The 26,956-nt window shown below is 66.6% G+C and carries 9 protein-coding genes and 1 pseudogene; 4 read left to right on the forward strand and 6 right to left on the reverse strand.

The features are described 5' to 3' along the window. Positions 1-139 precede the first annotated feature (139 nt). Positions 140-760 (forward strand): hypothetical protein, encoded by a 621-nt coding sequence (locus G9373_RS31775; RefSeq protein ID WP_240960855.1) that lies wholly within the window; start codon positions 140-142, stop codon positions 758-760. Here G9373_RS31775 and G9373_RS46905 read toward each other — a convergent pair. The 4 genes and pseudogenes from G9373_RS46905 to G9373_RS31790 form a co-directional block, all read right to left on the reverse strand. Beyond that, on the reverse strand, positions 672-1,352 hold the full coding sequence (locus G9373_RS46905; protein WP_240960858.1) for a thioesterase domain-containing protein: 681 nt from the start codon (positions 1,350-1,352) through the stop codon (positions 672-674). The genes G9373_RS31775 and G9373_RS46905 overlap by 89 nt on opposite strands. Continuing rightward, positions 1,255-18,870 (reverse strand): non-ribosomal peptide synthase/polyketide synthase, encoded by a 17,616-nt coding sequence (locus tag G9373_RS31780; protein WP_240960856.1) that lies wholly within the window; start codon positions 18,868-18,870, stop codon positions 1,255-1,257. Before G9373_RS31780 ends, G9373_RS46905 begins: the two co-directional genes overlap by 98 nt. A 207-nt stretch (positions 18,871-19,077) precedes the next feature. After that, positions 19,078-21,027, reverse strand: a complete 1,950-nt coding sequence (locus tag G9373_RS31785) for a prolyl oligopeptidase family serine peptidase (RefSeq protein ID WP_167118776.1) — start codon at positions 21,025-21,027, stop codon at positions 19,078-19,080. Between the two features lie 24 nt (positions 21,028-21,051). Continuing rightward, positions 21,052-22,452: pseudogene (locus G9373_RS31790) on the reverse strand (carotenoid oxygenase family protein). Between the two features lie 150 nt (positions 22,453-22,602). Between G9373_RS31790 and G9373_RS31795 the strand changes: the two are divergent. Genes G9373_RS31795 through G9373_RS31805 form a run of 3 tightly spaced genes read left to right on the forward strand, consistent with a single transcriptional unit; the run spans position 22,603 to position 25,078 of the window. Beyond that, positions 22,603-23,865, forward strand: a complete 1,263-nt coding sequence (locus tag G9373_RS31795; protein ID WP_005238257.1) for a pyridoxal phosphate-dependent aminotransferase — start codon at positions 22,603-22,605, stop codon at positions 23,863-23,865. Between the two features lie 56 nt (positions 23,866-23,921). Next, the gene (locus tag G9373_RS31800) at positions 23,922-24,641 is read left to right on the forward strand and encodes a helix-turn-helix domain-containing protein (RefSeq protein WP_005238256.1); all 720 of its coding nucleotides are present in this window, start codon (positions 23,922-23,924) and stop codon (positions 24,639-24,641) included. Beyond that, positions 24,638-25,078, forward strand: coding sequence for a hypothetical protein (locus G9373_RS31805; protein ID WP_167118779.1), 441 nt, complete (start codon positions 24,638-24,640; stop codon positions 25,076-25,078). The genes G9373_RS31800 and G9373_RS31805 overlap by 4 nt, the downstream gene beginning before the upstream one ends. On the opposite strand, the gene G9373_RS31810 is transcribed toward G9373_RS31805, so the two are convergent. Further along, entirely contained in the window at positions 25,069-26,196 is a 1,128-nt protein-coding gene (locus G9373_RS31810) for an MAB_1171c family putative transporter (protein ID WP_240960859.1), read from the reverse strand. The genes G9373_RS31805 and G9373_RS31810 overlap by 10 nt on opposite strands. A gap of 44 nt (positions 26,197-26,240) precedes the next feature. After that, positions 26,241-26,699 (reverse strand): ImmA/IrrE family metallo-endopeptidase, encoded by a 459-nt coding sequence (locus tag G9373_RS31815; protein ID WP_206032826.1) that lies wholly within the window; start codon positions 26,697-26,699, stop codon positions 26,241-26,243. Positions 26,700-26,956: the final 257 nt, after the last annotated feature.

The following is a 26,956-nucleotide window of genomic DNA, read 5'->3' on the forward strand; positions in this document are numbered from 1 at the left end:
CCGTTCCGTGGTGACAGCAGGTGCCTTTCCTGCCGATCGAAACGCTAGACCGCCTTTCTGTGCCGACCGCTGTGTGCTTCATGCGATGTTCCTGTGTACGTGGCTTCGCGCGCCCCTAGGGAAGGTGCAGCGTCCTCCCATGGTGCGTTCGGTCAGCCGGTTCACCACCGAGGACGCCGATCTCCTGCTGTCGCCCCGGCAACGACGCGACCTTCTCGACTGTTTCGGCCTCTTCGGTATCCGGTTCGCGGTCAGGCTGATTCGCGCGGGCGCGACCGACGCGCCGGCACTGGCCCGCGAGCTGACGGCGCACAGTGGTCTCGAGGACCTTCGCCGCACACTGCATCTGCAGTTCGGTCAGCGCAGCACCGAACTGAAGGCACACTCGGCGCTCAGATCGCTGAAGGCCACGCTGGCCCGCACACCGTCGTCGGCGAGCCGCAGCCTGGGCAGCGCGGCCGATCGGCTGCTCGCAGACACCCACGTGTTCCGGGAACTGCGGGTGTTGTCGGGACTGCGCACCAGCGGTCTGCAGTTGCGGGACACGGCCGTCGTCCTGCTCGAGCGGGTGCTCGGCGGCGAGGGCATGTCGCCGCACACGCGGCGCGGTCCTGCGAGGCCATGCTCGCGCGCTGACGCTCAGCGTCGGGCGACTCGCCTGACCTGTTCGCTCACGATGTTGATTGCTCTCTCAGGGCCTGGTTCACGATCGGGCCGACGACGGCGAGAGCGTCGGGTGACGTCATCTGCCAATGTGTGACAGGCACGGCGTGGTTGTGCACTACCCCCGTGACCGCGTTCTCCCATCCGCGGGCCGCCCTCCCGCCGGTGGCATCGTCGGCCGCCGCGGTGAAGAACACAATGTCTCCGTCGAAGCATGCAGGCCGGTACTCCGACATCAACCTCGAGTTTCGGTCCGCCGCCGACACGAGCCGCCCCACGACCTTCTCGGTGTGCTCTACGGAGTGCCCGGACATTTCGGCCAGCGCGACCGCGACACCACCGAGGCTCGGGTCGGAGATGCGCTCGACTGCTGTCGCTTCGATACCGAACCCACCCAGCAACTCACGCACCGAGACATCCGTGGGCGACCCTTCCTCGACCGCCGTCGCGCCGGCGAAGCTGTCCATCATGGCCAGCAATTCCACACCCTCGCCGGCTGCCTGAATCCGGACCGCCATCGCATGGGCGATGACACCGCCGAGTGACCAGCCGAGCAATCGGTACGGACCGGATGGTCGGATCTGGCGGATCTCACGGACGTACCGGTCCGCAAGTTCGTCGAGAGACTCCGGAAGATAGCCGTCCTCGAGAATTCGACGGACTCTGGATGCCGTAGATCGGCAGATCAGGTTCGATGTACTGACGTAGACCCGAATAGCACCACGACAGTCCGACGATGGGATGGATACAAAACAGCGGCGCTCCCTCTTCACCGTCCGCTCGGATCCGAAGCAGCGGCCCGAACCCTTCCTCCACCGGACCCGTGGCTCCGTTCTCGATCCGAGCGGCCAATGCTTCGACGGCGGGATCCGTGAACAGCCACTGCAACGGAACTGCCGCACTCAGGTCTTGCTTCAATCGGGCGACGATCCTGGGCGCGACCAGGGAATTGCCGCCCAACGCGAAGAAGTCGTCATCCAGCCCCACCTGTTCGACACCGAGAATGTCGGTGAACGCCGAGGTCACGATTCGCTCGACGCGCGTCGTCGGCCCCCGGAACTCCCGCTTCGTGAACGCCGGGGCAGGCAAGGCGTTCCGATCCAGCTTGCCGCTCGCGGTCAGAGGCAATTCGTCGAGCACCATCAGCACATCCGGCACCATGTACTGGGGCAGCGACCTGCCGGCCGTGGCACGGACCGATTCCACGTCGATCAACCGACCCCCTGCGGGGACCACGTACCCGACCAGCTGCTGACCGAACTCGCCGTCGTGCACGATCACAACGGCCTGCACGATCGTCTGCTGCGCCACCAGCGCGGTCTCGATCTCGCCGAGCTCGATACGCAGCCCGCGCACCTTCACCTGAGAGTCCAGCCGACCCAGATACATCAGCTGTCCGCGTGGGTTCCACTTGACCACGTCCCCCGTGCGATAGAGACGCGTCCCTGCTGCCCCGAACGGATCGGCCACGAATCGCTCCGCCGTCAGCCGCTGGCGGCGATGATAGCCGCGAGACAGCTGCACTCCTGCCAGATACAGCTCTCCTTCGACCCCGATGGGCACCGGGTGGAGACGTCGATCCAAGACCAGTGCGGTGGTGTTCCAAACAGGTTCACCAATCGGGACCGATTCCCGCTCGAGTCCGTCGCATCGGTGGGACGTCGCAGTGACCGCATATTCCGTGGGACCGTACTTGTTGTCGAGACGAGCCTTCGACCGCGACGCACATCGCGCAGACAACTCCACCGGCAATTCTTCCCCACCGGCAAAAACACACCGCAACGAATCCGGTAGACACGCCTCCGGATCGGCCAGGAGCGCCGCCAGCATCGACGGTACGAACGCGGCCACGGTAACACCGGAGTCTTGCATCAGTGACAGCAGATAGTCCGGATCCCGATGACCGTCTGGACGCGCGACGATCATCCGGGCACCGACGGCCAGCGGAACCAGTAATTCCCACATCGACACGTCGAACGTCACCGGCGTCTTCTGCACCACGACATCGGAGTCGCCGAGCTCGTATTCGGCTGCCAACCAGGACATTTGGTTGACAATCGCGCGAAAGCTGACCGAAACCCCTTTGGGCCGCCCGGTCGATCCAGATGTAAAGATCACGTACGCCAGATTTTCCGGCCGTGCGGGCGTCACGACTTCGGACTCCCCAACCGGCTCGGACGAATACACCGACAAATCGAGGGCGTCAACGTTCAGCACTCGATTCCGGGACGTGTCGAATCCGTCTCGGGAGGTGGACAGGACGCAGACGGGTCCCGTGGTTTCCAGGATGTAGTCGTTGCGTGCCGGGGGTTGATCAGGGTCCAACGGCACGAATGCAGCACCCGCTCGGAGCACCGCGTAAATTCCTGTCACCAACTCCAGCGACCGGCGCATCCCCAATGCCACCAACGACTCCGGTCCTACACCCTCGTCGATCAATCTTCGAGCCAATCGGTTCACCCGAGCAGAGAACTCGGCATACGACAGCGACTCGTTGTCGTACACGATTGCCACCGCGTCCGGTGTTCGGGCCACCTGCGCATCGAATCCGTCGAGCAGCAGTCCATCCGGGACGTCGTGTCCCGTGATGTTCCACTCGCGCAGCATCTGACGCCGCTCGTTCTCTTCGACGATCGAGATGTCGCCCACCGGCATCATCGGATCATCCACCACCGCTTCGAGAATTCGCACGAACCTGCGCGCGATCTCGCGCACCGTCGCGCCGTCGAACACATCCGTCGCGTAGGACAGCCTTCCCACGAATCCACCCCCGCCATCTGCCGACTCACCCACAGTCATCGACAGGTCGAACTGCACCGCTTGCCGATCGACCTCCACCGGCGAGACCGTCAATCCCGGAAGCTCCACCGCCGGCCGACTGAAGTTCTGAAACGCCAACATCACCTGGAACAACGGAGAGAACGACTGAGACCGAATCGGATTCAGCTTTTCCACCAATCGTTCGAACGGAACGTCCGCCCGAGAGAACGCCTCGAGATCGGCATCGCGCATCCGCCCCAGTAGCTCCGCGAACGATTCGTCCGGCTGGTACTGCGCCCGCAACACCAACGTATTGACGAACATGCCCACCAGATCGTCCAACGCCGCATCACCACGGCCCGCGATCGGCGACCCGATCGCGATATCGGTCGCCCCACTCAGCCTCGCCAATAGCACCGCTAACGCCGCATGCACCACCATGAACGGCGTCGCACCCGCCTCTCGCGCCAGCGACACGAGACGCGCCACCGTTGCCGCCGGCACGGTGAAATCCACGCTGGAACCGAGGCCCGACCGCACCGCCGGGCGTGGCCGGTCGGTAGGTAACGCCAGCGCATCGGGCAGCCCCGACAACGCATCCAACCAGTACGCGATCTGCTGCGACATCAACGATCCCGGATCGTCCTCCGAACCCAGCACCTCCCGCTGCCACAACGCGTAATCCGCATACTGCACCGGCAACGGCGTCCAGGACGGCTCGTGCCCTGCGTGCCGCGCGGCATATGCCACCAACACGTCTCGGCCCATCGGCGCGGTCGAGAAACCGTCCGCGCAGATATGGTGCACCACCACCGCCAAGACGTGCTCGGACTTCGACATCCGGTACAGCGCCCCGCGCACCGGCACCGATTCCGTGACCTCGAAGCCCGCCGTGAGCAATGCGGCCACCCGCATCCGCAACTCTTCCTCGTCCGCGACCGGAATCGGCGTCAGGTCCATCGACACTCTCGACGCATGCACGATGCGCTGTGCCGGCCCCTGGGCCGAGTCCGGGAACACCGTCCGCAAGGCCTCGTGCCGAGCGAACACGTCGAGCACCGAAGCCTGTATCGCTGCCACATCCAGTTCACCGGACAGGCGGACCACAAGCGGAATGTTGTATGCCGCCGACTCCGGGTCGAACTGGTTGAGGAACCACATCCGCTGCTGCGCCAACGACAACGGAATCCGCGCCGGCCGCACCCGACGGGTCAACGCCGGCCGCCCACCTTCACCGGCATGCTGCTCGGCCCGCACCGCCAGCGCCGCCACCGTCGACGCCTCGAAGATCACCCGAACCGGCACACGGGTGTCCAACGCCGCACCCAACCGGGACACCACCTGCGTCGCAACCAACGAATTACCGCCCAACGCAAAGAAATCGTCGTCCAGACCGACCCGCTCGAGCCCCAGCACCTCCGCGAAAATACCCGCCACGACCTCCTCGACCGGCGTAGTCGGCGCCCGAAACTCCCGGACGACGAACGACGGCGCGGGCAACGCCCGTCGGTCGAGCTTCCCACTGGGATTCAACGGCAACGCGTCGAGCACGACCAGCACGTCGGGCACCATGTACTTCGGCAGCGATGTGCTCACCACCTCGCGTGTCGCCTCGACGTCGACGGTCCGCCCGCGGGACGGCAGCACATACCCGACCAATTGCTGACCGAATTCACCGTCGCGCACGACCACCACGGCTTGGTCCACCGACTCGTCTGCCGTCAGCGCGGTCTCGATCTCCCCGAGTTCGATTCGCAGGCCACGTAGCTTCACCTGGAAATCGGTGCGGCCCAGGTATTCGAGGTCACCGTTCGAATTCCACCGCACCAGATCACCCGTGCGGTACAGCCGCTCACCGCAGTCGGCGAAGGGATTGGCGACGAAACGTTCTGCCGTCAGCGCCCCGCGGGCGTGATAGCCGCGGGCGAGCTGGATTCCGGCGAGATACAACTCCCCCGGCACGCCTACGGGCACGCGGTGTAACCGGCGGTTCAGCACGAACGTGCGGGTGTTCCTGATCGGACTCCCGATCGGTATCGGACCCGCCACGCCCTGCAGGCAGCGATGCACGGTCGAGGTCACCGTGGCTTCCGTCGGACCGTAGGTGTTGTCCAGCACTGCCTCGGTGCGCGCGGCGAACCGAGCGGCCAACTCCGAGGGCAGCGCTTCTCCGCCGACCGAGACGTACCGCAGCGACCGCGGCAGCGCGAGCGACGACTCCGCGAGGAACAACGCGAGCATCGACGGCACGAATTCCAAGATCGTGACGTGCCACCGGTCCGACAGCCGCAGCAGGTACTCGGGGTCACGATGTCCCCCAGGCTCGGCAATCACCAATCGGGCGCCGACCTGGAGTGGATAGAACAACTCCCACACCGATGCGTCGAACGTAATGGGCGTCTTGTGCAACACTGTGTCGCGATCGCCGAGCGCGTAGCGGCTACGCATCCACGCAATCTGGTTGACCACCGAGCGGTGGCTGACCGCGACGCCTTTCGGTCGCCCTGTGGATCCGGACGTGAAGATCGCGTAGGCGAGATTCTCGGGCCGCAGCGGAGCCAGCCTGGACGCGTCGGTCACCGCCTCCGCGTCGAAGACCGACAGGTCCAGCATGTCGACTTCGACGGCGTCCAGCGCCGCCGGCAGGTCACCGCGGTCCCTGGACGTGGTCAGCACCACGACGGGTTTCGCGGTCGCAATCACGTACTCGGTACGGTCTGCTGGATGCTCCGGATCCAGCGGCAGGTATCCGGCACCGGCTTTGAGCACAGCGTAAATGCTCACCATCATCGCGAGGGAGCGACACATGCCCAGCCCCACCAGCGACTCCGGTCCTACCTCTCGTGAGATCAAGTATCGGGCAAGCCGATTCGCGCGAGAATCGAACTCGGCGTAGGTCAACGACTGTTCCTCGAACACCACCGCCACCGCATCCGGCGTCCGGCGTACCTGCTCGTCGAACAGCTGCACCAGGGTCCCGCCCTCGACAACCACAGCTGTGGCATTCCATCGATCCATCGCCGCACGCTCGTCGACGCTTCGCAACTCGAGCTCGCCGACCGGTATGGTCACATCGCGTGTGACCGCCTCGAGGATGGTGACGAGTCGGGTCGCGAACCGGGCGACCGTCGATTCCTGGAACAGGTCGAGCGCATAGACGATTGATCCCTCGATTCCGGTCCGATGCCCCTCGGAATCCGAGGCGTCGGTGAAGTGGAATTCGAGATCGAGTTTCGCACCGACGATGTCCGTTTCCAGCGGGGCGATCTCCAGGCCCGGCAGAGTTACCCTGGACCGGACGAAATTGTGAACCACCAGCAGCACCTGGAACAGCGCTGAATGGGCCGTGGAGCGCGTGGGATTGAGGACTTCCACCAGGCGTTCCAGCGGAACGTCGGGGTTGCCGAATGCGGCGAGGTCGACTTCCCGGACGTCGGCCAGAATGTCGGCGAACGACATTGCGGGGTCGACTCGGCTGCGCAGCACCAGTGTGTTGCCGAACATGCCGATGAGGTCGTCGAGTGCCGGGTCGCCGCGGCCGGCGATCTGTGTGCCGATGGGGATGTCCTCAGTTCCGCTCAGGTGGGCGATCAGCACCGCCAGCGACGCGTGGACGACCATGAAGAAGGTCGAGTTATATTCTCGCGCAAGCTGCTCGATACGCTCGGCCAGATTCGAACTCAGAGTGAAGCCGACCTTTGCGCCGCGCGGTGATTGTACTGCCGGACGCGGATGATCCGTCGGCAGCTCCACCATCTCCGGCAGATCTGCCAGAACCTCGGTCCAGTACCGCAGTTGTTCCGAGATCAGTGACGTCGGATCGTCCTGCGCGCCGAGAATCTCCCGCTGCCACAGGGTGTAGTCCGCATACTGCACCTCGAGCGGCGACCAGCCTGGCTCCCGTCCCTCACGCCGCGCGGCATACGCCACCACGATGTCGCGCGACATCGGCGCTGCTGAGCCGCCGTCACTGGAAATGTGATGCACTACCATCGCCAGCACGAACTCGTGGTCGTCGAGCTGGAACAGCCTCACGCGCAACGGAACTTCCCGGGCCACATCGAACCCGCGCCCCACGAAGTCGAATACGCGGGCATGTGCCTCCTCCGGAGCTACCCGCTCCGGCGCCACACTCAGCGGGAGCGCAGTTGTGGGGACGATTACCTGAGACGGCCCGTGGCCCGAGTCCGGGAACATGGTGCGCAGGGCTTCGTGCCGGTCGATCACGTCGACCAATGCTGTCTGCAGCAATTCGATGTCCAGATCACCGGAAAGCCGAATTGCCAGAATAATGTTGAAGGCCGCCGACTCCGGGTCGAACTGGTTGAAGAACCACATCCGCTGCTGCGCCAACGACAACGGAATCCGCGCCGGCCGCACCCGACGGGTCAACGCCGGTCGCCCACCTTCACCGGCATGCTGCTCGGCCCGCACCGCCAGCGCCGCCACCGTCGACGCCTCGAAGATCACCCGAACCGGCACACGGGTGTCCAACGCCGCACCCAACCGGGACACCACCTGCGTCGCAACCAACGAATTACCGCCCAACGCAAAGAAATCGTCGTCCAGACCGACCCGCTCGAGCCCCAGCACCTCCGCGAAAATACCCGCCACGACCTCCTCGACCGGCGTAGTCGGCGCCCGAAACTCCCGGACGACGAACGACGGCGCAGGCAACGCCCGTCGGTCGAGCTTCCCACTGGGATTCAACGGCAACGCGTCGACGACCATCACCTGCGACGGCACCATGTAGGTCGGCAGAGTCTCGCCCACCCTGATGCGCAGGGTCTCCGGGTCCAGGGCAGCCTCGGTATCGGGAACGACGTATCCCACCAGTTGTTCACCGGTGTGGGGATCGTGGCGCAAGACCACGACGGTCTGCGCGACTCCTTCGCACCTGCCGAGCGCTGCCTCGATCTCACCGAGTTCGATCCGCAGACCCCGCAATTGCACCTGTGAGTCGATTCGCCCGACGAAGTCCAGTCGTCCGTCTTTCGTCCACCGCACCAGATCGCCCGTGCGGTACATCAGTTCGCCGGAACCCCTGAAGGGATTGGCCACGAATCGAGCTGCCGTGAGTGCACCGCGGGCATGGTAGCCGCGGGCGAGCCCACTGCCCGACAGATACAGCTCGCCGATCACGCCGACCGGAGAAGGATGCAGCCTTGCATCGAGGACAACAGCTCCGGCACCCTCGATCGGGGTGCCGATCGTGATTCGTTCCTCCGGCACGAGCGGCTCGGTCATGGAGATGATGATGGTGGTCTCTGTGGGACCGTAACTGTTGAAGAAACGACAGGCGGGTGCGAACTTCGCGACCAACTCCGGTGGGCAGACGTCTCCTCCGACGACCACGGCCTGGAGTTCGTCGAGCCCGTCCGGGTCGACGATCCCCAGCGCCGCCGGCGCTGTGATGATGTGGGTGACCCGCTCGACGCGCAGCAACTCCGCGAGCTCGCCGCCACCGATGATCTCGGGTGGAGCGACAACCAAGGTGGCGCCGGCACTGAACCCCGCGATCATCTCGAATACCGACGCATCGAAGCTCGACGACGAGAACCTCAGCACCCGCGAGTCGCCGGTCAAGTCCAGTTCGAGGCGGGCGTCCGCACAGAACGACGCCAGCCCGGCATGGGTTACAACGACACCCTTCGGGACCCCGGTCGAACCCGACGTGTAGATCATGTAGGCCGCATTGGACAACGCGACCGGCGCACCGCGCTCGCCGTCTGTGATCTGTGCCGCCGAAACCTCGTCGCACAGATCCTGCACTTCACCCGCGGTGGGTACCAGCCAGGCAACCTTTCCCGGCAGCGACGTGGTCTCGGCGCTGGTAAGACCGATCACGGCCCCTGAATCGGCCAACATGTACTCGATCCGCTCCACCGGCAGTTTCGGATCGACCGGCACGAACCCGCCGCCCGCCTTCGCGACCGCCCACACCGCAACCACTGATTCGATGGACCGAGCGAAGGCCAACGCGACAAATGTTTCAGGACCGACACCACGAGAGATCAGCACTCGGGCCAGTCGGTTCGATCGGGAGTCGAGGTCCGAATACGACATCTCCACACCACCGCAGGTCAACGCAACACCCACGGGGTTCGACGCGACGCCGGCCGCCAGAATCTCCGGCAGCGTCCGTGCCTGCACAGGCAGTGGCTCAGGGGCCGCAGCCGCGAGCACCCGTTGCCGCTCGGCCGGACCCAGCAAGTCGACGTCGCCCACCGCGACGGACGGATTCTCGATGACCGCGTCGAGCACCCGCACGAACCCCTCGGCGATCCCGTACACCGTCGGAGCATCGAAGATGTCCGCCGCATACGACAGCCTCCCCGCATACCCGCCCCCGGCCGCCTCACTCAGAGCCATCGAGAGGTCGAACTGCGCGGCCTCCCACTCCACTTCCACCGGTGACACCGTCAAACCCGGAAGCTCCACCCTCGACGGCGCGAAATTCTGGAACGCCAACAGCACCTGAAACAGCGGCGAGAAGGACTGCGACCGCACTGGATTCAGCTTGTCCACCAACCGCTCGAACGGCACATCAGCCCTGCCGAACGCCTCGAGGTCCGAATCGCGCACCCGCCCCACCAGCCCCGTGAACGACTGACTCGGCTCACAATCGGCCCGCAATACCAATGTATTGACGAACATGCCCACCAGATCGTCCAACGCCGCATCACCACGACCCGCCACCGGCGACCCGATCGCGATATCCGATGTCCCACTCAACTTCGCCAACAGCACCGCCAACGCCGCATGCACAACCATGAACGGGGTCGCACCCTGCTCACGGGCCAGCGCCGCGAGACGCACCACCGTCGCCACCGGAACCGCGAAATCGACACTCGCACCCACCCCCGACCGTACCGCCGGACGTGGCCGGTCGAGCGGCAGAGCCAGCACGTCCGGCAGACCCGCGAGCGCATCCGCCCAGTACTCGAGCTCTTGCGAAATCAGCGACGTGGGATCGTCCTCCGAGCCGAGAAAGCCTCGTTGCCACAGGGTGTAATCCGCATACTGCACCGGCAGCGGGGTCCACGACGGCGCGTCGCCGGCTGTGCGCGTGGAGTAGGCGTGCACCAGATCGCGGGCGAGTACCTGGATCGACCAGCCGTCGATGCTGATGTGGTGCACGACCATCACCAACACGTGTTCGTCAGGAGCCTCGCACCGCACCAATGTCAGAGCGATCGGGATTTGCGTGGTCACGTCGAATCCGTGTGCCATTGCCTCCCGGATCCGTGTATCCAGAGCAGCGGCCGGGACGACGTCGGGCGCAACGTCGATCAGATCGCCGGTCGCGGCGTGATCGACCGGCAGCACGAGCTGAGACGGGCCGTCAGGGGATTCAGGAAACATCGTCCGCAGCGATTCGTGCCGTTCCAGGATGTCCGCGGCGGCCCGGCGGAGTGCGTCGACGTCGAGGGGGCCGGACAGCCGCAGTGCCGCCGCCACGTTGTAGGCACTCGACGTGGGGTCGAACCGATTGAGGAACCACACTCGGGTCTGAGCCAGGGACAGGGGGAGCCTGTCGGGCCTCGGGCCGGACACGAGCGCGGGGCGCGGTCCTGCACCGGCGTGCATCCGGTCGACGACGGTAGCCAGAACCCCGACGGTGGGCGACTCGAACAGCGACCGCACGGTCAACCCGGTGCCGAGCTCATTGTTGATCCGGGCGACCACACGGGTCGCGATGAGGGAGTTACCCCCGAGGTCGAAGAAATTGTCCGACATACCGATCCGCGAGGCGCCGAGTACGTCCGCGAGAATCTCCGCGAGGACGCACTCCGTCAGGGTGCCGGGCGGGACGAACTGCGCCGAACTCGCGAACTCGGGAACCGGCAGTGCCGTGCGGTCGAGTTTGCCGTTCGCAGTCAACGGCAGTTCCGCGAGCACGACCAGCGCCGACGGCACCATGTACCGGGGAAGCACCGTTGCGGCAGCGTCGAGGAGCGCGCGCACGTCCGGGGACCTCCCGGGCGCAGGCACCACGTATCCGGCGAGGTAGTCGCCGGTGGACCCGTCGTTGCGGGCCAGTGCCACCGCCTGTGCAACATCTGCGTGCCCGTGCAGCGCCGCCTCGATCTCGCCGAGTTCGATGCGCTGGCCGCGAAGCTTGACCTGGAAGTCCGTGCGGCCCAGGTATTCGAGCTGCCCGGTCGGCAGCCACCGAACAAGGTCACCGGTGCGGTACAGCCGACTGCCGTCTCGCACGGTTCCCGCGGCCGCGAGGGGGTTCGCTACGAACCTCTCCGCCGTCAGATCGGACCGGGCCTGGTATCCGCGCGCGAGCTGGACACCGCCGAGATACAACTCCCCCGCCACCCCGACGGGGACGGGACGCAGGCGTCCGTCGAGCACATACGTATGGGTGTTCCAGACCGGTGCTCCGATCGGCACGGTGGTCTCGTCCGGCCCGGTCTCGTAGTAGGTCACGTCCACCGCTGCCTCGGTGGGGCCGTACAGGTTGTGCAGCTCCGCCCCGCTCACCCGGTGCAGATTCGCCGCCGTCACAGGCGGCAATGCCTCACCACTGGTGAACACCCGGCGCAGCGAATTGCACCCATCGACATGCGCTCCGGCCAGGAATACGGCGAGCATCGACGGCACGAAATGCACCGTGGTCACAGATTCTGCGCGGATGACCCGCTCGAGATAGGCGGGGTCCCGGTGCCCGTCGGGCTCGGCGATCACCAGTCGCGCGCCGGTCTGCAACGGCCAGAACAACTCCCACACCGACACGTCGAATGTCACGGGGGTCTTCTGGAGAACCGCGTCGTCGTCGCTCAGTGGGTACCGATGCTGCATCCACAGCAGCCGGTTGACGATGCCCTCGTGCGGCACTGACACACCCTTGGGTCTGCCCGTGGAGCCGGAGGTGAAGATGACATATGCAGGGTTTCGGGTATGCAACGGCCCCACCCGGTCCCGATCCCGGATGGGGTCATCGGACAGCGCCGATACATCGAGGGTGTCGAGGTCGAGGGCCCGCACCTCGGCGGGCAGCGCGACGCGATCCGCGGTGGTGGTGAGAACGACGACTGGACCGGCGGTAGCCACGACGTACGCGATCCGCTCGGCCGGCTGGTCCGGGTCTATCGGGACGTACGCGCCGCCGGCCTTGATCACGGCGTAGATTCCCACCAGCATATCCACCGAGCGTCGCACCGCTACACCCACGAGCGATTCGGGGCCCACACCGCCGCTGATCAGGAACCGCCCAAGCTGATTCGCGCGGGCGTCGAACTCTGCGTACGTCAGCACTGTCCCCTCGAACACGACGGCGTGGGCGTCGGGCGTGTGGGCCACCTGCGCGTCGAACAGCTCGGCGAGGGTGAGGCGCGGTACCTGGTGTTCCGTTGCATTCCAGGAGTCGACCACCAGCTCCCGTTCCTTCGGAACGAAAAGGTCGACGTCGCCGACCGGTGTGTCCGTGTCGCGCGCAATGGTCTCGAGAATCCCGATCACGCGCGCCGCGAGTGTCGTGGCGGTATCGCGATCGAAAATTCCGTGCTGATAACGCAGACTCAGCCGCAGTCGAGGTTCGAGGATGGACAGCAGGGTGATCGGGTAGTGCGTGGCGTCACGCGCATCGAGAGCGGTCACTCGCATTCCCGCGATGTCGGTGTGCTCGTCGAATCCGGACTTGTCGACGGGGTACGACTCGAACACCGACAACGTGTCGAACAGGTTGCCCAGACCTATGCGTGCCTGGATGTCACCCAGTCCGAGGTAATGGTGATCGAGCAGGGAAACTTGCTCACCCTGGAGGCGGGTGAGTAGCTGCGCGCACGTCTCGTCCGGGTCCATCCGCACCCGCACGGGCACGGTGTTGATGAAAAGCCCCAGCATGCTCTCGACACTGGACAGCTGCGGCGGCCGACCCGACACGGTGGCACCGAACACCACATCACGACGGGAGAGCAACCGGGACAGCAGTATTCCCCACGCCGCCTGGACGACGGTGTTCATGGTGACTCCATGACGCGTCACCACCGTGTCGAGCGCACCGATCAGGGCCGCGGGCAGTGCGATGTCGACCTCACCCGGCACGCCGTGCTGTTCCGAGGACGCGTGCGGCGCCAGCAGTGTCGGCTCGTCGAGCCCCGCCAGCGCACGTTCCCAGGCGCGTAAGGACGCGTCCCGGTCGAGTGTCGCCACCCATTCCAGGTACGTGCTGTACTTCCGCGGCTCCGGAAGGGCGGGAGCGTCGTCCGCGGCATAGCGAACCAGCAACTCGCGCACCAGCAGTGGCATCGACCATCCGTCGAGGATGATGTGATGGTTGGTCAGTGCCAGCACGTGACGCTCGGGTGCGGTGCGGATCAACAGCAGGCGCAACAGCGGAGGACGGGCGAGGTCGAATCGGGCGACGCGGTCGTCGTCGAGGAGACGCTCGAGTTCCACTCCCGCCGCCGACCCGCACCCGGTCAGATCCACCTCACGCCACGGCATGTCTGCTCTGTCGACAACCAACTGCGCCGGGATACCGTGATCGTCGTACTCGAATGCGGCACGCAGAGTTGCGTGGTGTGCGAGCACGCCTGCGGCGGCACGGCGCAACCGCGCGGAGTCGACCGCGCCCTCGAGGTCGATGCGCAGTTGCGCGGTGTAGATGTCCAGCGAATCGGCGGCCAGCGTCGAGTGGAACAGCAGACCGGACTGCAACGGGGACAGCGACCAGATCTCTCGTAGCCCCGGGTACGAGTGTTCCCAACGCTCGATCCGACTCTGGCTCACCGTGACCAGCTGGCAATCGGACGGTGTCAGACCACCCGCGACGGGCTGAACCGTGTGCGCGGCAAGACCGTCGAGGGCGCTTCGCCACAGATCCGCAAGGGCTGCGACGTCGGAGTCGCGGATCACCCCGGTCGGATACGCGAACGATGCCGTCAATCGGGGTCCCTCGGGGCTGTCGACCACCATCGCGTTGATGTCGATCACCGCAGCCACGGCCATGCCGGATCCGCTCGCTGTGATCAGGTCCGGTGCCTCGGGGTCCGGCAGCCAGCCGAGATCCTGCAAGTCGCCGAGGTGTTGCACGCCCATGCGGCCCAGGTAGTTGAAACTGATCTGCGGCTCAGGAAGACCCCCGAGAATCGACCTCGCGCTCTCGTCGAGATGCCGGAGCAATCCGAATCCGACGCCACGGGCAGGCACCGCGACGAGCTGTTCCTTGACGGTCTTGATCACGACACCGGCAGCATGTCCACCCTCGAAGGCCCTGCCGAGTTCGACGGCCGGCAGTTCGAGCCGGACCGGGAAGGCGCTGGTGAACCAACCGACGGTACGTGCAAGATCCGCGCCGGCCACCGCCTCCTCCTCGCGCCCATGACCTTCCAACGTCAGTAACACCGAACGCTCGTCGATCCCGTGCGAGTGTCGCCACTGCACGACCGCCATCGCCAGCGCCGACAGGAGTCCGTCGTTGACGCCGCATCCGAACACATCGGGAAGTCGAGCGAGCACCGCATCGGTCACGGCGGGACTCACGTCGATGTGTACCCGCTCGGTCGTGCGCATCGTGTCGATTGCGGGCGCGATGGGTCGTGTGCCGATCTGCGGGTCAGGGCCGCTGAGAACCTCTCGCCAATAGGGCAATTCGCCTCTGTGCGCTCCTCGATCTGCCGCGTCCTGCAGTCCATATGCCCAGCGGCGGAACGACGTGCCCACCGGGGCCGGCGTCGGCGTCTGCCCCGCGCCCAGCTGCAGCCACGCCGTCGCGAGGTCCGGCAACAGCACGCGCCACGACACACCGTCCACCACCAGGTGATGCGCGATAACCAGCAGTCGGCCTGGTGCGCCCGCAGATTCGGAGACACACCACACCAGCTGGAGCATGATCCCGTTTTCCGGGTCCAGGCGGGCCGCAGCCGCCGCACACTCGGCGCTCACCACGTCGGTGAACGCGCGGCTGCCGGGTGCCGCCGCCGTGACGATCCTCGAAATCCGATCGCCGGCCGGCACGCTACCGGCAGCCATCGTTTCGAACGCCCAGGTACCGTCGCCGTCAGGGACGAACTTCGAACGCAGGGCATCATGGTGATCGAGCACCGCCGCGAGCGTCGCACTCAACCGATCCGTATCGACATCAGACGGCAAGGTCAGCAGCAGCGCCTGGAAGAAGTCGGCGAAGGGGCCCCGCTCGAGCATCGAGTACATGATCGGCGTCGGCGGGATACGCCCGACGCCGCCGCCCTCGAGCTCCTCGAGGACGACCGCCGATTCTGCCTCCACCGGCACCGCCACCGCGGCGATTCCGGCGATCGTCTTGTGCTCGAACACGGCCCGCGCACTGAAGCCGAGACCGAACTCCCTGGCTCGGGCGGCGATCTGCATCGCGACGATGCTGTCGCCGCCGAGCGCGAAAAGACTGTCGTCCACACTGACCCGGTCGAGGCCGAGTGCCTCGGCGACGAGACCCGAGAGCTGCTCCTCCGCCGGTGTCGACGCGGCGCGGAACTCGTGTTCAGTTGATCCGAAGTGTGGTTGCGGCAGTGCACTGCGGTCGAGTTTGCCGGCCGCCGTCACCGGCACGTGTTCGAGCCGCATTACCGACGACGGGATCATGTGGGACGGCACGATTTCGGCGACGCCCTCGACAATCGCGACCGGATCGAATTCACGACCGGTGTCGAGGCGCACGTAGGAGACCAGCGCCGTCGTGCCGCCCGCCGTCCGATGAACCACCGTCGCCGCGAAGTTGACGCCGTCCTGGGCGAGCAGTGCCGAGTCGATCTCGCCGAGTTCGATGCGGAAGCCACGGATCTTGACCTGGGTGTCGGACCGGCCGATGAACTCGAGCGTGTAGTGCCCCGCCCCGGTTCCCTGAGACGACCGCACCCAGCGCACCTCGTCACCGGTGCGGTAGAGCCGAGACCCCGGCTCACCGAAGGGGTTGGCCACGAATCGGTTCGCCGTCAGCCCGTGCCGATGGTGATAGCCGCGTGCGATTCCGGGGCCGGCGAGGTAGAGCTCACCCACCACCCCGGCGGGCACGGCGCGGAGCTTGCGGTCGAGCACCACGACGCTCGTACCCTGGATCGGGCGGCCGATGGTAATCGGTTCGCCCGGCGTCAGCGGCTCACCTGCGGTGATGATGATGGTCGTCTCGGTCGGCCCGTAACTGTTGGTGAAGCGGCACACCTGCCCGAACCGCTCCACGAGGTCGGGGGTGCACACGTCACCGCCGACCACCACCGCCTCGAGATGTTCGAGCCCACGCGGGTCGACTGTGTTCATCACCGTGGGAGCCGTGATGATGTGGGTTACCTGCTGTTCGCTCAGCAGGTCGACGAGGTCGCTTCCACCATGCATCTCGGGCGGGGCGACAACCATCGTGGCACCGGCGCTGAAAGCCTGGATCATCTCGAACACCGAGGCATCGAAGCTGGCCGACGAGAACCGTAACACCCGCGATTCGTGGTGAATGCCGAGTTCCGGGCGCGCGCCGGCCGCGAAGTTCGACAGACCGCTGTGGGTGACGACGACCCCTTTCGGAAGCCCGGTCGATCCCGATGTGTAGATCATGTACGCGGGGTGACGGATTGACAGCGGGGCGCGGCGATCGACGTCGCCGATCGTGGCGCTCCGCTGTCGTTCACAGCGTGCGCGCAACTCTTCGTCGTCGAGGACCAGCCAGCGAATTCCGTCGGGCAGTGTTGCACGCAGTTCGTGAAGCGTGAGCCCCACCAGTGCCCCCGAATCGGACAGCATGTGCGCGACTCGCTCGGGTGGGAGTTTCGGATCGACAGGCACGAAGGCGGCCCCGGTCTTCGCGACCGCCCAGAACGCGACGAGTGACTCCGCCGACCTGGGAAGACTCAGCACGACGAAGGTTTCCGGTCCGGCCCCCGATTCGATCAGTAGTCGCGCCAGTTGATTGGATCGCTGGTCGAGCTCGTGGTAGGTGACCTCCCGTCCCGACGCCCGAATCGCGACTGCGTCCGGTGCGGCGGCAACGCCGTCGGCCAGCAAGTCGGGGAGGAGCCGCTCCGGCTCTGTCTGCGGACCGCGACATGGCACGAGATCCGCGCGTTCGTCGGCGTGCAGCACGTCGAGAGCGGCGATGCGGTCGGTGGCGGCTGACGCGGCGAAGGCGGAAAAGAATTCGAGGAACCGGGCATGGTGACCGCGCAGCTCCTGTTCGGTGTACAGATTCGGGTTGGCCTCGAAGTCGACCTGCGCAACGTCGCCTGCGACACCGGGATAGATGTTCACTGCGAGGTCCTCCACCGGACCGGTGGTCAGCACGTGGAGCCGGCCGATCGACGGACCGAGCCGAATCTCGGCGTGGAACATCATGATGTTGATCGACGGACCGAAAAAGCCGCGACGCCCACCCAGGACGCCCGCATCACGTCGTATGTCCTCGTGCCGGTACCTCTGGTGACGTAGCGCTCCGGTCAGCGCCAGTTGCGTACATCTCATCAAGTCGACGGAGGTCGTTTCCTCCCCGACCGAGAGTCGGATCGGAAGGACGTTGGAGATCATGCCGCCCGAGCGGCGCAACCGGGAGGTGGTGCGTGCCGAGACCGGCAAGCTCAACACCACGTCGTCCTCGCCGGTCAGGCGGGAGAAGAATGCAGACACGGCGGCCACCGCGGCTGTCGCGAACGTCGCCCCGGGTTCCCGGCCGGTCAGACTCTGCAGTGCGGCTGTCGTGGCAGCGGACAGCGGTGCGCTGCTCACCAGCGACTGCGCGCCGATCTCGGCCGCCCGCCCGGCGAGGCTGATCGCCGGTGGGAGATTGCGGCTGCGCTCCGCCCAGTACGTGCGGTCCGTCTCGAACCGGCTCGAGGTGCGGTAGCGCGCCTCTTCTTCGACCACCTCCCGCAATCCACTCGCGGTGAACTCGGCCGGCGCGCGACCCTCGACCGCCGCGGTGTACAGCTCCGCGGCACGGTTCATGAACGTCATGGCGCCGAAGCCGTCGAGGGCGATGTGGTGAATTCGCGAGTACCAGAAGTAGCAGTCGTCGGCGACGCGCAACATTGCCGAACGGATCAGCCGATCATGGAGGAGATCAATCGGGTTGCTGCATTCGGCGCGCATCCACGCGAGAGCCGCAGCCCGCGGATCAGAGTCGGAACGGAAGTCGAGATGTGTCATCTCGAAGCCGAGCGACTCGTCCACCGTCTGGAGCGGCTCACCGTCCCACTCGACGATTCGGAGCAGTCCGGTACCGAGTTCCCGGAGTGCCGCGGGTCCGATCCGTGCGAGCAGGCCGATGTCGAGATCAGCGATACCGACCTCGACGTACTGAGCAATGACGATCGGAACGTCGCCCAGCAGGTGCTGGGCGAACCACATTCCACGCTGAGCGGCGGAGAGTGGGAACAGCTCGGAGGGCCGTGCAACATTCGCAATCACCGTGTCCGAAAGGACCGAAGTCGTATCGAAATCGTCCAGCGATGACACCCTCGGCCCTCGGCAATCCATATATCGACACTGAAGCGCGCGAAGGGGAACACCCATTTCACTCAGCTGCGGTTATCGACTCCTCTTTCCGACGCTACTCGCGGCCCAGCCGCCGACGCGATACCTCGCTCCGTTGATACCGCACGGTCTCTAATTCTCGGCGATCAGAGAAGAGCACAACAAATGGTTTGTTTTGTGCATCACACCGTTCGGATTCCGGGTGGACGGTCAGCCGTTGGGCGGCCGCCAGAGTTCGAGTCGCGGAATGTCCGGTGGCTCGAATCCCAATACCTGGCCGTAGAAGGACAGTTCGGCGTTGCGGGAACTGATCAGGGTGGCCAGCTTCCGGAATCCGTGCGACTCCCCCTCGTACTCGAGGTAGGCGTGCGGGATGCCCTTCTCCACGAGCGCATCCCGGAACCGTTCCGCCTGCGACGGCGGCACGATCGGATCGTCGAGCCCCTGCAGGAGCAGAACCGGGCAGTTCAGTCCGCCAACGTTGTTCAGCGGCGCACGTTCGGCGTAGAGGTCGGCCGCCTCGGGCAGCGGGCCGATCAGCCCGTCGATGTATCGGGACTCGAAGTCGTGCGTCTCCTTCACGAACCCGTCCAGTTCGGCCACCCCGAAGTAGGACGCACCGCACGCGAACACGTCCGAGGTGGTCAGCGCCGCGAGCACGGTCCACCCGCCGGCGGATCCGCCCTCGATCGCCAGCCGGCCGGGGTCCGCCATGCCCGCCTCGGCGAGGCCGGTCACCGCCGTCACCACGTCCTCGACGTCGACGACCCCCCACTGTCCCCGCAGCCGGTTGCGATACTCGCGACCGTATCCCGTGGACCCGCCGTAGTTCACGTCGACGACGCCGATTCCGCGGCTGGTGAAGAACGCGAACACGGGATTCAGCGAAGGCGCGACCCGCGACGTCGGTCCGCCGTGCACGAACGCCACATACGGCGGCAACTCCCCGTCCTCGCCCCGGTATCGCGGGTGACGCGGCGGGTAGGCGATCACGTGGACTTCGCGTTCGGCGCCCTGGAACGTCAGCTGCCGGGCCTCGGGCAGATATGCCGCCTCGGGAAGTTCGGTGACGGACAACCGGACGGTGCGGAGTGCACCCGTGTCGAGGTCGAGTTCGCGCAGGCCCGACGGGGTCTGGGCGCCGCCGGTGAGCAGCAGGATCCGGTTGCCGTTGCGGTCCCCGAGGCCGACGCTGGTGAGCCCGTCCAGCGGGATGTCCACGAGCGAACCGGTCGCGGGATCGAGGACGGCGAGGGTGTCGGTTCCGAATGTCCGCACGGTCAGGAGCGTGCCGTCGTCGCGGCGGGTGTGCCAGCGGCCGCCGAGCATCCACAGCGCGCCGCCGAAGTCGGCGTCCATCGGGCACAACGCGACCGGGTCGGGATCGTCGATGCCGACGCGGTAGAGATTCCACCAGCCGCTGCGGTCGCTGATCGTGTACAGGTCGGTGGGACCGACCCATTCCGGTTGCAGCACCGATTCCTCGGGACCGCCGAGAAGTGTCCGCACCTTCCCTGTCACGCGGCCGCCCTCGACCGCCACGACCCTGAGCTCGGTGCCGTCCCATGGCATCTGCGGGTGGTCCCACGCGATCCAGGCGAGGTGCCTTCGATCCGGGGACAGCTGCGGATTGGCCAGGAAGTCGGAGCCGGCGACGACGGACCGCACCCGGTGCGGGTCGTTCGCCGCCGACCCGTCCAGCGGAATCACGCAGATGTCGCGGGAGACGCCGCCGTCCGTGTCATGCATCTCGCGGACGGCCCACACCTCGCCGTCGATCACCGACAGGTCGCCGTACCGCAGCGAGCAGGGCTGCGGCGGCTCCGGTGTCAGCGGCACCGGTGTCCCGCCTTCGAGCAGGTACAGACGCTGATCGCTGAACTCGGCGAACACCAGGCGGCCGGCGTCGGTGACGGTCCAGGCGCCGCCGCCGTACTCGTGAACGCGGGTGCGGGCGTTCCACGGTGCGGGCAGGACATCTTCCGGTTCGTCGTCCAGACCGAGGCGCCGCACCGCGACCCGCCCGCCTTCGCTGGGCCGCAGTTCCGACCACCACACGTCGTCGCCCACGTACCGGCCGCCCTCGACGGGGTGGCCGCTGGAGGCGAGATCCGCCGCCGCGATCGGAGAGGGCCAGGAACCGTAAGGCGCAGAGGTCATCCGCAGAGGATATTCCGCCGTCCGCTACTCCGCAGGCAGCCACGCGCCGTGAAGGCCCGCCGGAACCCGGATCGGCAGCCGCACCTTCCCGATCGGCCCCGACCCTGGGTCGTCGGCGGGCAGCACGAAGAACCAGGACGACATGTCGCCCCGGTCGGTCCCGATCATTCCCCAGTACTCGTGCTCGGCGCCGGGCATGAAGATCGGCTCACCCACCGACACACTCCCCGGATCCTAGTGCGCCTCGGTGCCGCGGGCAGTGTCGAAGAACCACAGCGAATCCTGCCGTCCCTGGCTGCGGTCGAGTTTGCCGACGGTCGCCACCGTGCGGTGCCCTCGGGTCAGCTCACGGTCGTCGACTCGCGGGAACTCGACGTCGCGGTCGCACACCACCTCTCGCGTCACCCGTCCGCTGCCGGGGTCGACGACGGCGCGAACCAGCGAGCCGAGCGACGGCTCCGGAGCCTTCGCGAACCCACCGGGGTACGTCCACTCCACGTAGTCGACGCTCACCCGCCCGTCGGGCAGATCGAAGGCGTTCGCGAAATGCCACACCCAGTAAGCATCGTGCGTCGTCCACCGGACCGGACCGCCGTCGCGGGGCACCAGCGCGATCCGCGTGCCGTCCTCGGGCCGCCAGTCGAGCACGGACCCGCCGGTCAGCACGGCGGCGATGTCGAAGACCAGCGGGCACAGCATCAGAACGATGTAGCGCTCGGTGAGCGCCATGTCGTGGATCATCAGCGGGGTGTCCGCGCCCTCGACCGTCGTCGGTGTCCGCGCCACCGAGCCGTCGGGGTTCACCACCGACCACGTCAAATACGGGGCATCCAGCATGTAATTGAACAGCACCATCTGTCCGGTGACCGGGTCGATCTTGGGGTGCGCGGTGCTCCCCACACCCATGGCGCCGTCACAGTTCTCCCGCCCCAGCGTGCTCAGGTCGGCGGGGTCGAGGCGGAACGGCAGCGTGGTCTCGGCCATCGCGAGCAGCCGTCCGCCGTGCCGGACGATGTTGATGTCGGGCAGCTCGCGCGACGTGCCCGCGAGGTCGGGCCCCACTTCGTCCTCCGTCGGCGTGTAGAGATCGGTGACGCCGGGCCAGATGACGTGCCCGGCCTTCTCCTCCGCCTGCACCATCGGGGTTCGGACGAAGCGGTTGGTGTACCGGGCCGCACCGTCGGCGATTTCGATTCGGTGGGCCATGCCGTCGCCGTCGAGCGGATAGACGTACGTCCCGATCGGATCGAACCGAGGGTTGGGCCCGTTGCGCAGATAGGCGCCGTGAAGATCGGCGGGCAGCTCGCCGGTCACCTCGAGATCCCGGACGTCCACCTCCTCCCGTTGCGGCGCGAACACCCCGACGAGATGGCTGTGGTGCGCGATGTCGACGGGTCCGGGGCGACGGGATACCGGTGCTGACATGTGCATCATTCCCTCCGGGCGCGGTGAATGCGAGACGGATCCGACCCCCTCTCGAGGGTATGACGGGCACCTGCGCGGGCGGGGTGTTTCCACGACGCGACGGCGGTCTGATACCCACCAGTAGAAATCTGGTTGCCCGGGAGTGGGAGAATGACGCTCGTGAGCAACCCAGACCACGGCCATCACCGCATGCCGCACCGCAAGCTGGAGCAGTCCACCAAGCTTCAGAACGTGCTCTACGAGATTCGTGGACCGGTACATGCCCACGCCGCCCGGCTGGAGGCGGAAGGCCACCGGATCCTCAAGCTCAACATCGGCAACCCCGCGCCGTTCGGTTTCGACGCGCCCGACGTGATCATGCGCGACATGATCGCAGCGCTCCCGTACGCGCAGGGGTACTCCGAGTCCAAGGGCATCCTGTCGGCGCGGCGCGCGATCGTCACCCGCTACGAGCTGGTCGCCGGGTTCCCCGAACTCGACGTCGACGACATCTATCTGGGCAACGGTGTGTCCGAGCTCATCACGATGACTATGCAGGCGCTCCTCGACAACGGCGACGAGGTGCTGATCCCGGCACCGGACTACCCGCTGTGGACGGCGATGACGAGCCTCGCCGGCGGCACCCCGGTGCATTACCTGTGCGACGAGGGCAACGACTGGAACCCCGACATCGCGGACATCGAGTCGAAGATCACCGACAAGACCAAGGCGCTGCTGGTCATCAACCCGAACAATCCGACGGGTGCGGTGTACTCGATGGAGGTGCTGCAGCAGCTCGTCGACCTGGCGCGCAAGCATCAGCTGCTGCTTCTCGCGGACGAGATCTACGACAAGATCCTCTACGACGACGCCAAGCACATCTCACTGGCGACGCTGGCCCCGGACTTGCTGTGCCTGACGTTCAACGGCCTGTCGAAGGCGTACCGCGTCGCCGGCTACCGGTCCGGCTGGGTCGCCATCACGGGACCGAAGGAACACGCCGCGGGTTTCCTCGAGGGACTCGACCTGCTGGCGTCGACGCGTCTGTGCCCGAACGTGCCCGGTCAGCACGCCATCCAGGTGGCGCTCGGTGGGCACCAGAGCATCGAAGACCTGATCCTGCCGGGTGGTCGACTGCTCGAGCAGCGTGATGTGGCCTGGGAACGCCTCAACATGATTCCCGGTGTCTCCTGCGTGAAGCCGAAGGGCGCGCTGTACGCATTCCCCCGCCTCGACCCCAACGTGTACGAGATCTACGACGACGAGAAGCTGGTCCAGGACCTTCTACTGCAGGAGAAGATCCTGATGGTGCAGGGCACCGGATTCAACTGGCCGGACCACGACCACCTCCGCATCGTGACGTTGCCGTGGGCGCGTGATCTCGCTGTCGCCATCGAGCGGTTCGGAAATTTCCTCACCAGCTACAAGCAGTAGGATCGAGACACAGCAAGCGACACGCGCGTCGCTTGCGTGTCTCCTGGGGGAAAAGAATGGTCACCAGCACCCGCGCGCGTTTCGGACAGTTCGTCCATCGACGACGGCGTTTGCTGAACCTCACACAGGACGAGGTCACGGCCGCGGGTGGCCCGTCCGACGCAGCTCAGACGCGCGCCGAGAACGGGACCGGCCCGGATCCGAGCATCGAGACCCTCCGCAAACTGGACGTCGCGCTCCGCTGGGCTCCGGGCAGCGCGGCTCGCACTCTCGACGGTGGTCATCCGACTCCGCTCGAGGCGCTCGACGGGGAGGACCGGTCACCGACCTCGCGCCCGCTGACGCTCGGGCCGTCGGAGATTCCGCTGGATCTGGACACGATCATCGAGATCCTGGGGCCGCACACCCAGATCACCAAGCTGAGCGCGGCGCACCCCGAGGTTCCGGGGCTGGCCGAAGCGGCGGGCGAACTGAGCCGGGTGGTCTCGAAGATCACCGGCGCGTACGTGACGCGGTTGCTGGAAGTCAACGGAGGCCCGGCCGGGCCGCGCCAGCCGCTGGTCGAATTCGCGTTCGGCCACCTGCTCGAGGAACCGTCCACGGTCACCGACCCACGTGAACTGGAGGAAGCACGGTATCGCCGTTTCCTCTACGGCCGGGGAGACGGCCTCGACGCGGCCACCCGGGAGCGCTTCTGGCGTCGATGGGAGGACGCGGTGAAACTCGTGGCCACCGAGGATCCCGAACGCAGCGGAGATGCGGAGGTGAACGCATGAACGGCGTGCCGCTGTCGGTGCGGGTCAACCGCCTCTTCTCGCTGGCCCACGACCTCGACGGTCCCGAACCGGGCGAAGACACCGTCGCCGCGGGTGTGTCGCGGATACTCGGCCGTGCCGTCGAGCCGTCCGAGATCGAGTCCCTGCGCAGGAACGATCACCACGCGCCCGAGCCCGACGTCCTGCGGGCGGTCGCACAGCACTTCCACGCCCCCGAGCAGTACCTCGCCACCGATGGCTACCACGACTACGACACGCTGGTCCGCTTCAAGATCGCGGTTCGCGAGGCCGGTGTCCGGCACTTGTCGATGCGATCGCTCGACGCATCCGCGGAGCCGACCACCGCGGAGATGGAATCGCTGATTCCCCTTCTGGAGAATCTGCGGCGGAGTCACGGACCGGTGCCGGTCGCGGCCCCGGACCCTCGTCAGACCTGAGCGGGGACGCGCGCCGACGGGTCCGCGGGGCCGCCGAACTGCGGTAGGCGACGCGCCCACAGTTCGGCCGCCACGTGCTCGGCGTCCCGCCAGTGATCGGCGAGCCGGGCCAGCTCCCACGGTTCGCCGCCCGGCTGTGACGAGCCCGAGTACAACCCGGTGACCGGTGGGTGACCGGCCGCGCGAGCGAGGCAGGCGAGGTGCAGTCGGGTGGCCGCGGCTCGGACGGGCGATGCGGCCGGGTCGCCGACGTCGCCGGGCAGGTACCGGTCGACGACGAGAATCGCGTCGCGGATCTCGACCTCCATGCGATCCCGACGTGCACGCGCTGACAGAGCCCGGCGGTCCTCGGGACGTAATTCGAATACGACCTCGGGGACGGCCGCGGTGAGCGTCCGCCACACCGGCAGCAGTCGCCGGGCGGTGCGTCCGGACCGGTACCGCCGCAGTAGCACCCGCAATACGGGACCGAGCGCGATCACGGCACCGGCGGCGACAACGAGCAGGCGCAGGAACACGCCCGCCTCGGCGTGACTCTCGGTGACGGCGTCGTCGGCGGCGGAGGTTCGCATCACCCCGTCGATCATGACGACGACCATGCTCACCACCTCGAACACTGACAGCGCGATGACCGCAGCGAAGACCCACCGGTCCCGGCCCGACGCCGCGGCGCGGACACTCCTGATCGAGATTCCCGCGATGAGTAGCGCCGCAAGGAGGATCGGGAGCGCATAGGCGATACAGAACGCGGTGTATTGCCATCCGCCCGCCGCTTTCACTCCGACACCCTGCGCGCGTGCGGGGCCGCTGAGTACGATCAGCGCCGCGGCGGGCAGGACGGCGACGGCGAGGGTGACGGCGTGGATCCGTCGGAACCGGTCGGGACCGAACGCCCAGACCGAGAACAGGCTGATCAGCGATGCCGCGGTGAAGATGATGCACGCGTTGCCGAGCGGGCTCGAGATCCCGGCGCCGAACACCCCGTCCACGATGTCGCGTACCCACTGCCGGCGTAGGGCGACGGACAGGGATGCGAAGACGAGCGCCGCGTTTATCCGCTGCTCGGCAACCGTGGACCGGACGAAAACCAGCCGCAGCGCCGTGGTGCCCCAGATCAGTGCAAGGAGCGACCAGCTGACTAATCCCGGTGGCGTGTACACGGTCAGAAGGACCCGAGAATCCGGGAGGCGCGGGGGTCCATTGTCGCAGCGGACGTGTTGCCACCTCGGCGGGCCATGAGGAGCGTGGCCAGCAACTCGGCCTCGTACTCCTGTGCGCTGGAATAGTTCGATCGTCCGAGAGCCGTGACGCCGCTCGAGGGGTCGACCGACGGTGCAGCCGTCGGCAGCACCGTCGCGTCCACCGACCGATCACCGAGCGCGGTGCGGTCGTGGCCGAGCTCCATGTGCGCCAGTTCGTGGCAGATGATGTGGGTGGCGTGCACGTCCGACGTCCCTGCTGCGTACAGGATCACGTCGTCGTCGGCCCGTGCGAGCCAGAGTCCGGAATGACCGCCCTGGACCAAGGCCTGCGAGACCGGGACCAGGTGAATCGGACGGCCACGACGAGCTGCGACGCCGGCGACGAGCTGATCCCTGTTCCAGGGCACGGGAATAGCCATCTCCGCCACGATCCGGCGAAGATGGTTGCTGGATCGCGACTGCCGCGAGATTCGCACTGGAACACCTCCGAACGGCCATAATCCTAGGCCGTCGGGGTACGAGGTCACGACATGTGGGCGATTTCACCTACCCGGTTGACGAATGCCCCTACCGTGTCGGTAGATTGGCTACCGGCACCTCGAGTGCCTCGAGCACCTGTCGCCCCTCCCCCCCCCTGTGGGCGCCAGGTCGGTGGCGGGGTCAACCCCCCCTGTAC

This window comes from Rhodococcus sp. A14, from assembly GCF_011603105.1.
Classification (GTDB): Bacteria; Actinomycetota; Actinomycetes; order Mycobacteriales; family Mycobacteriaceae; genus Rhodococcus_F; species Rhodococcus_F opacus.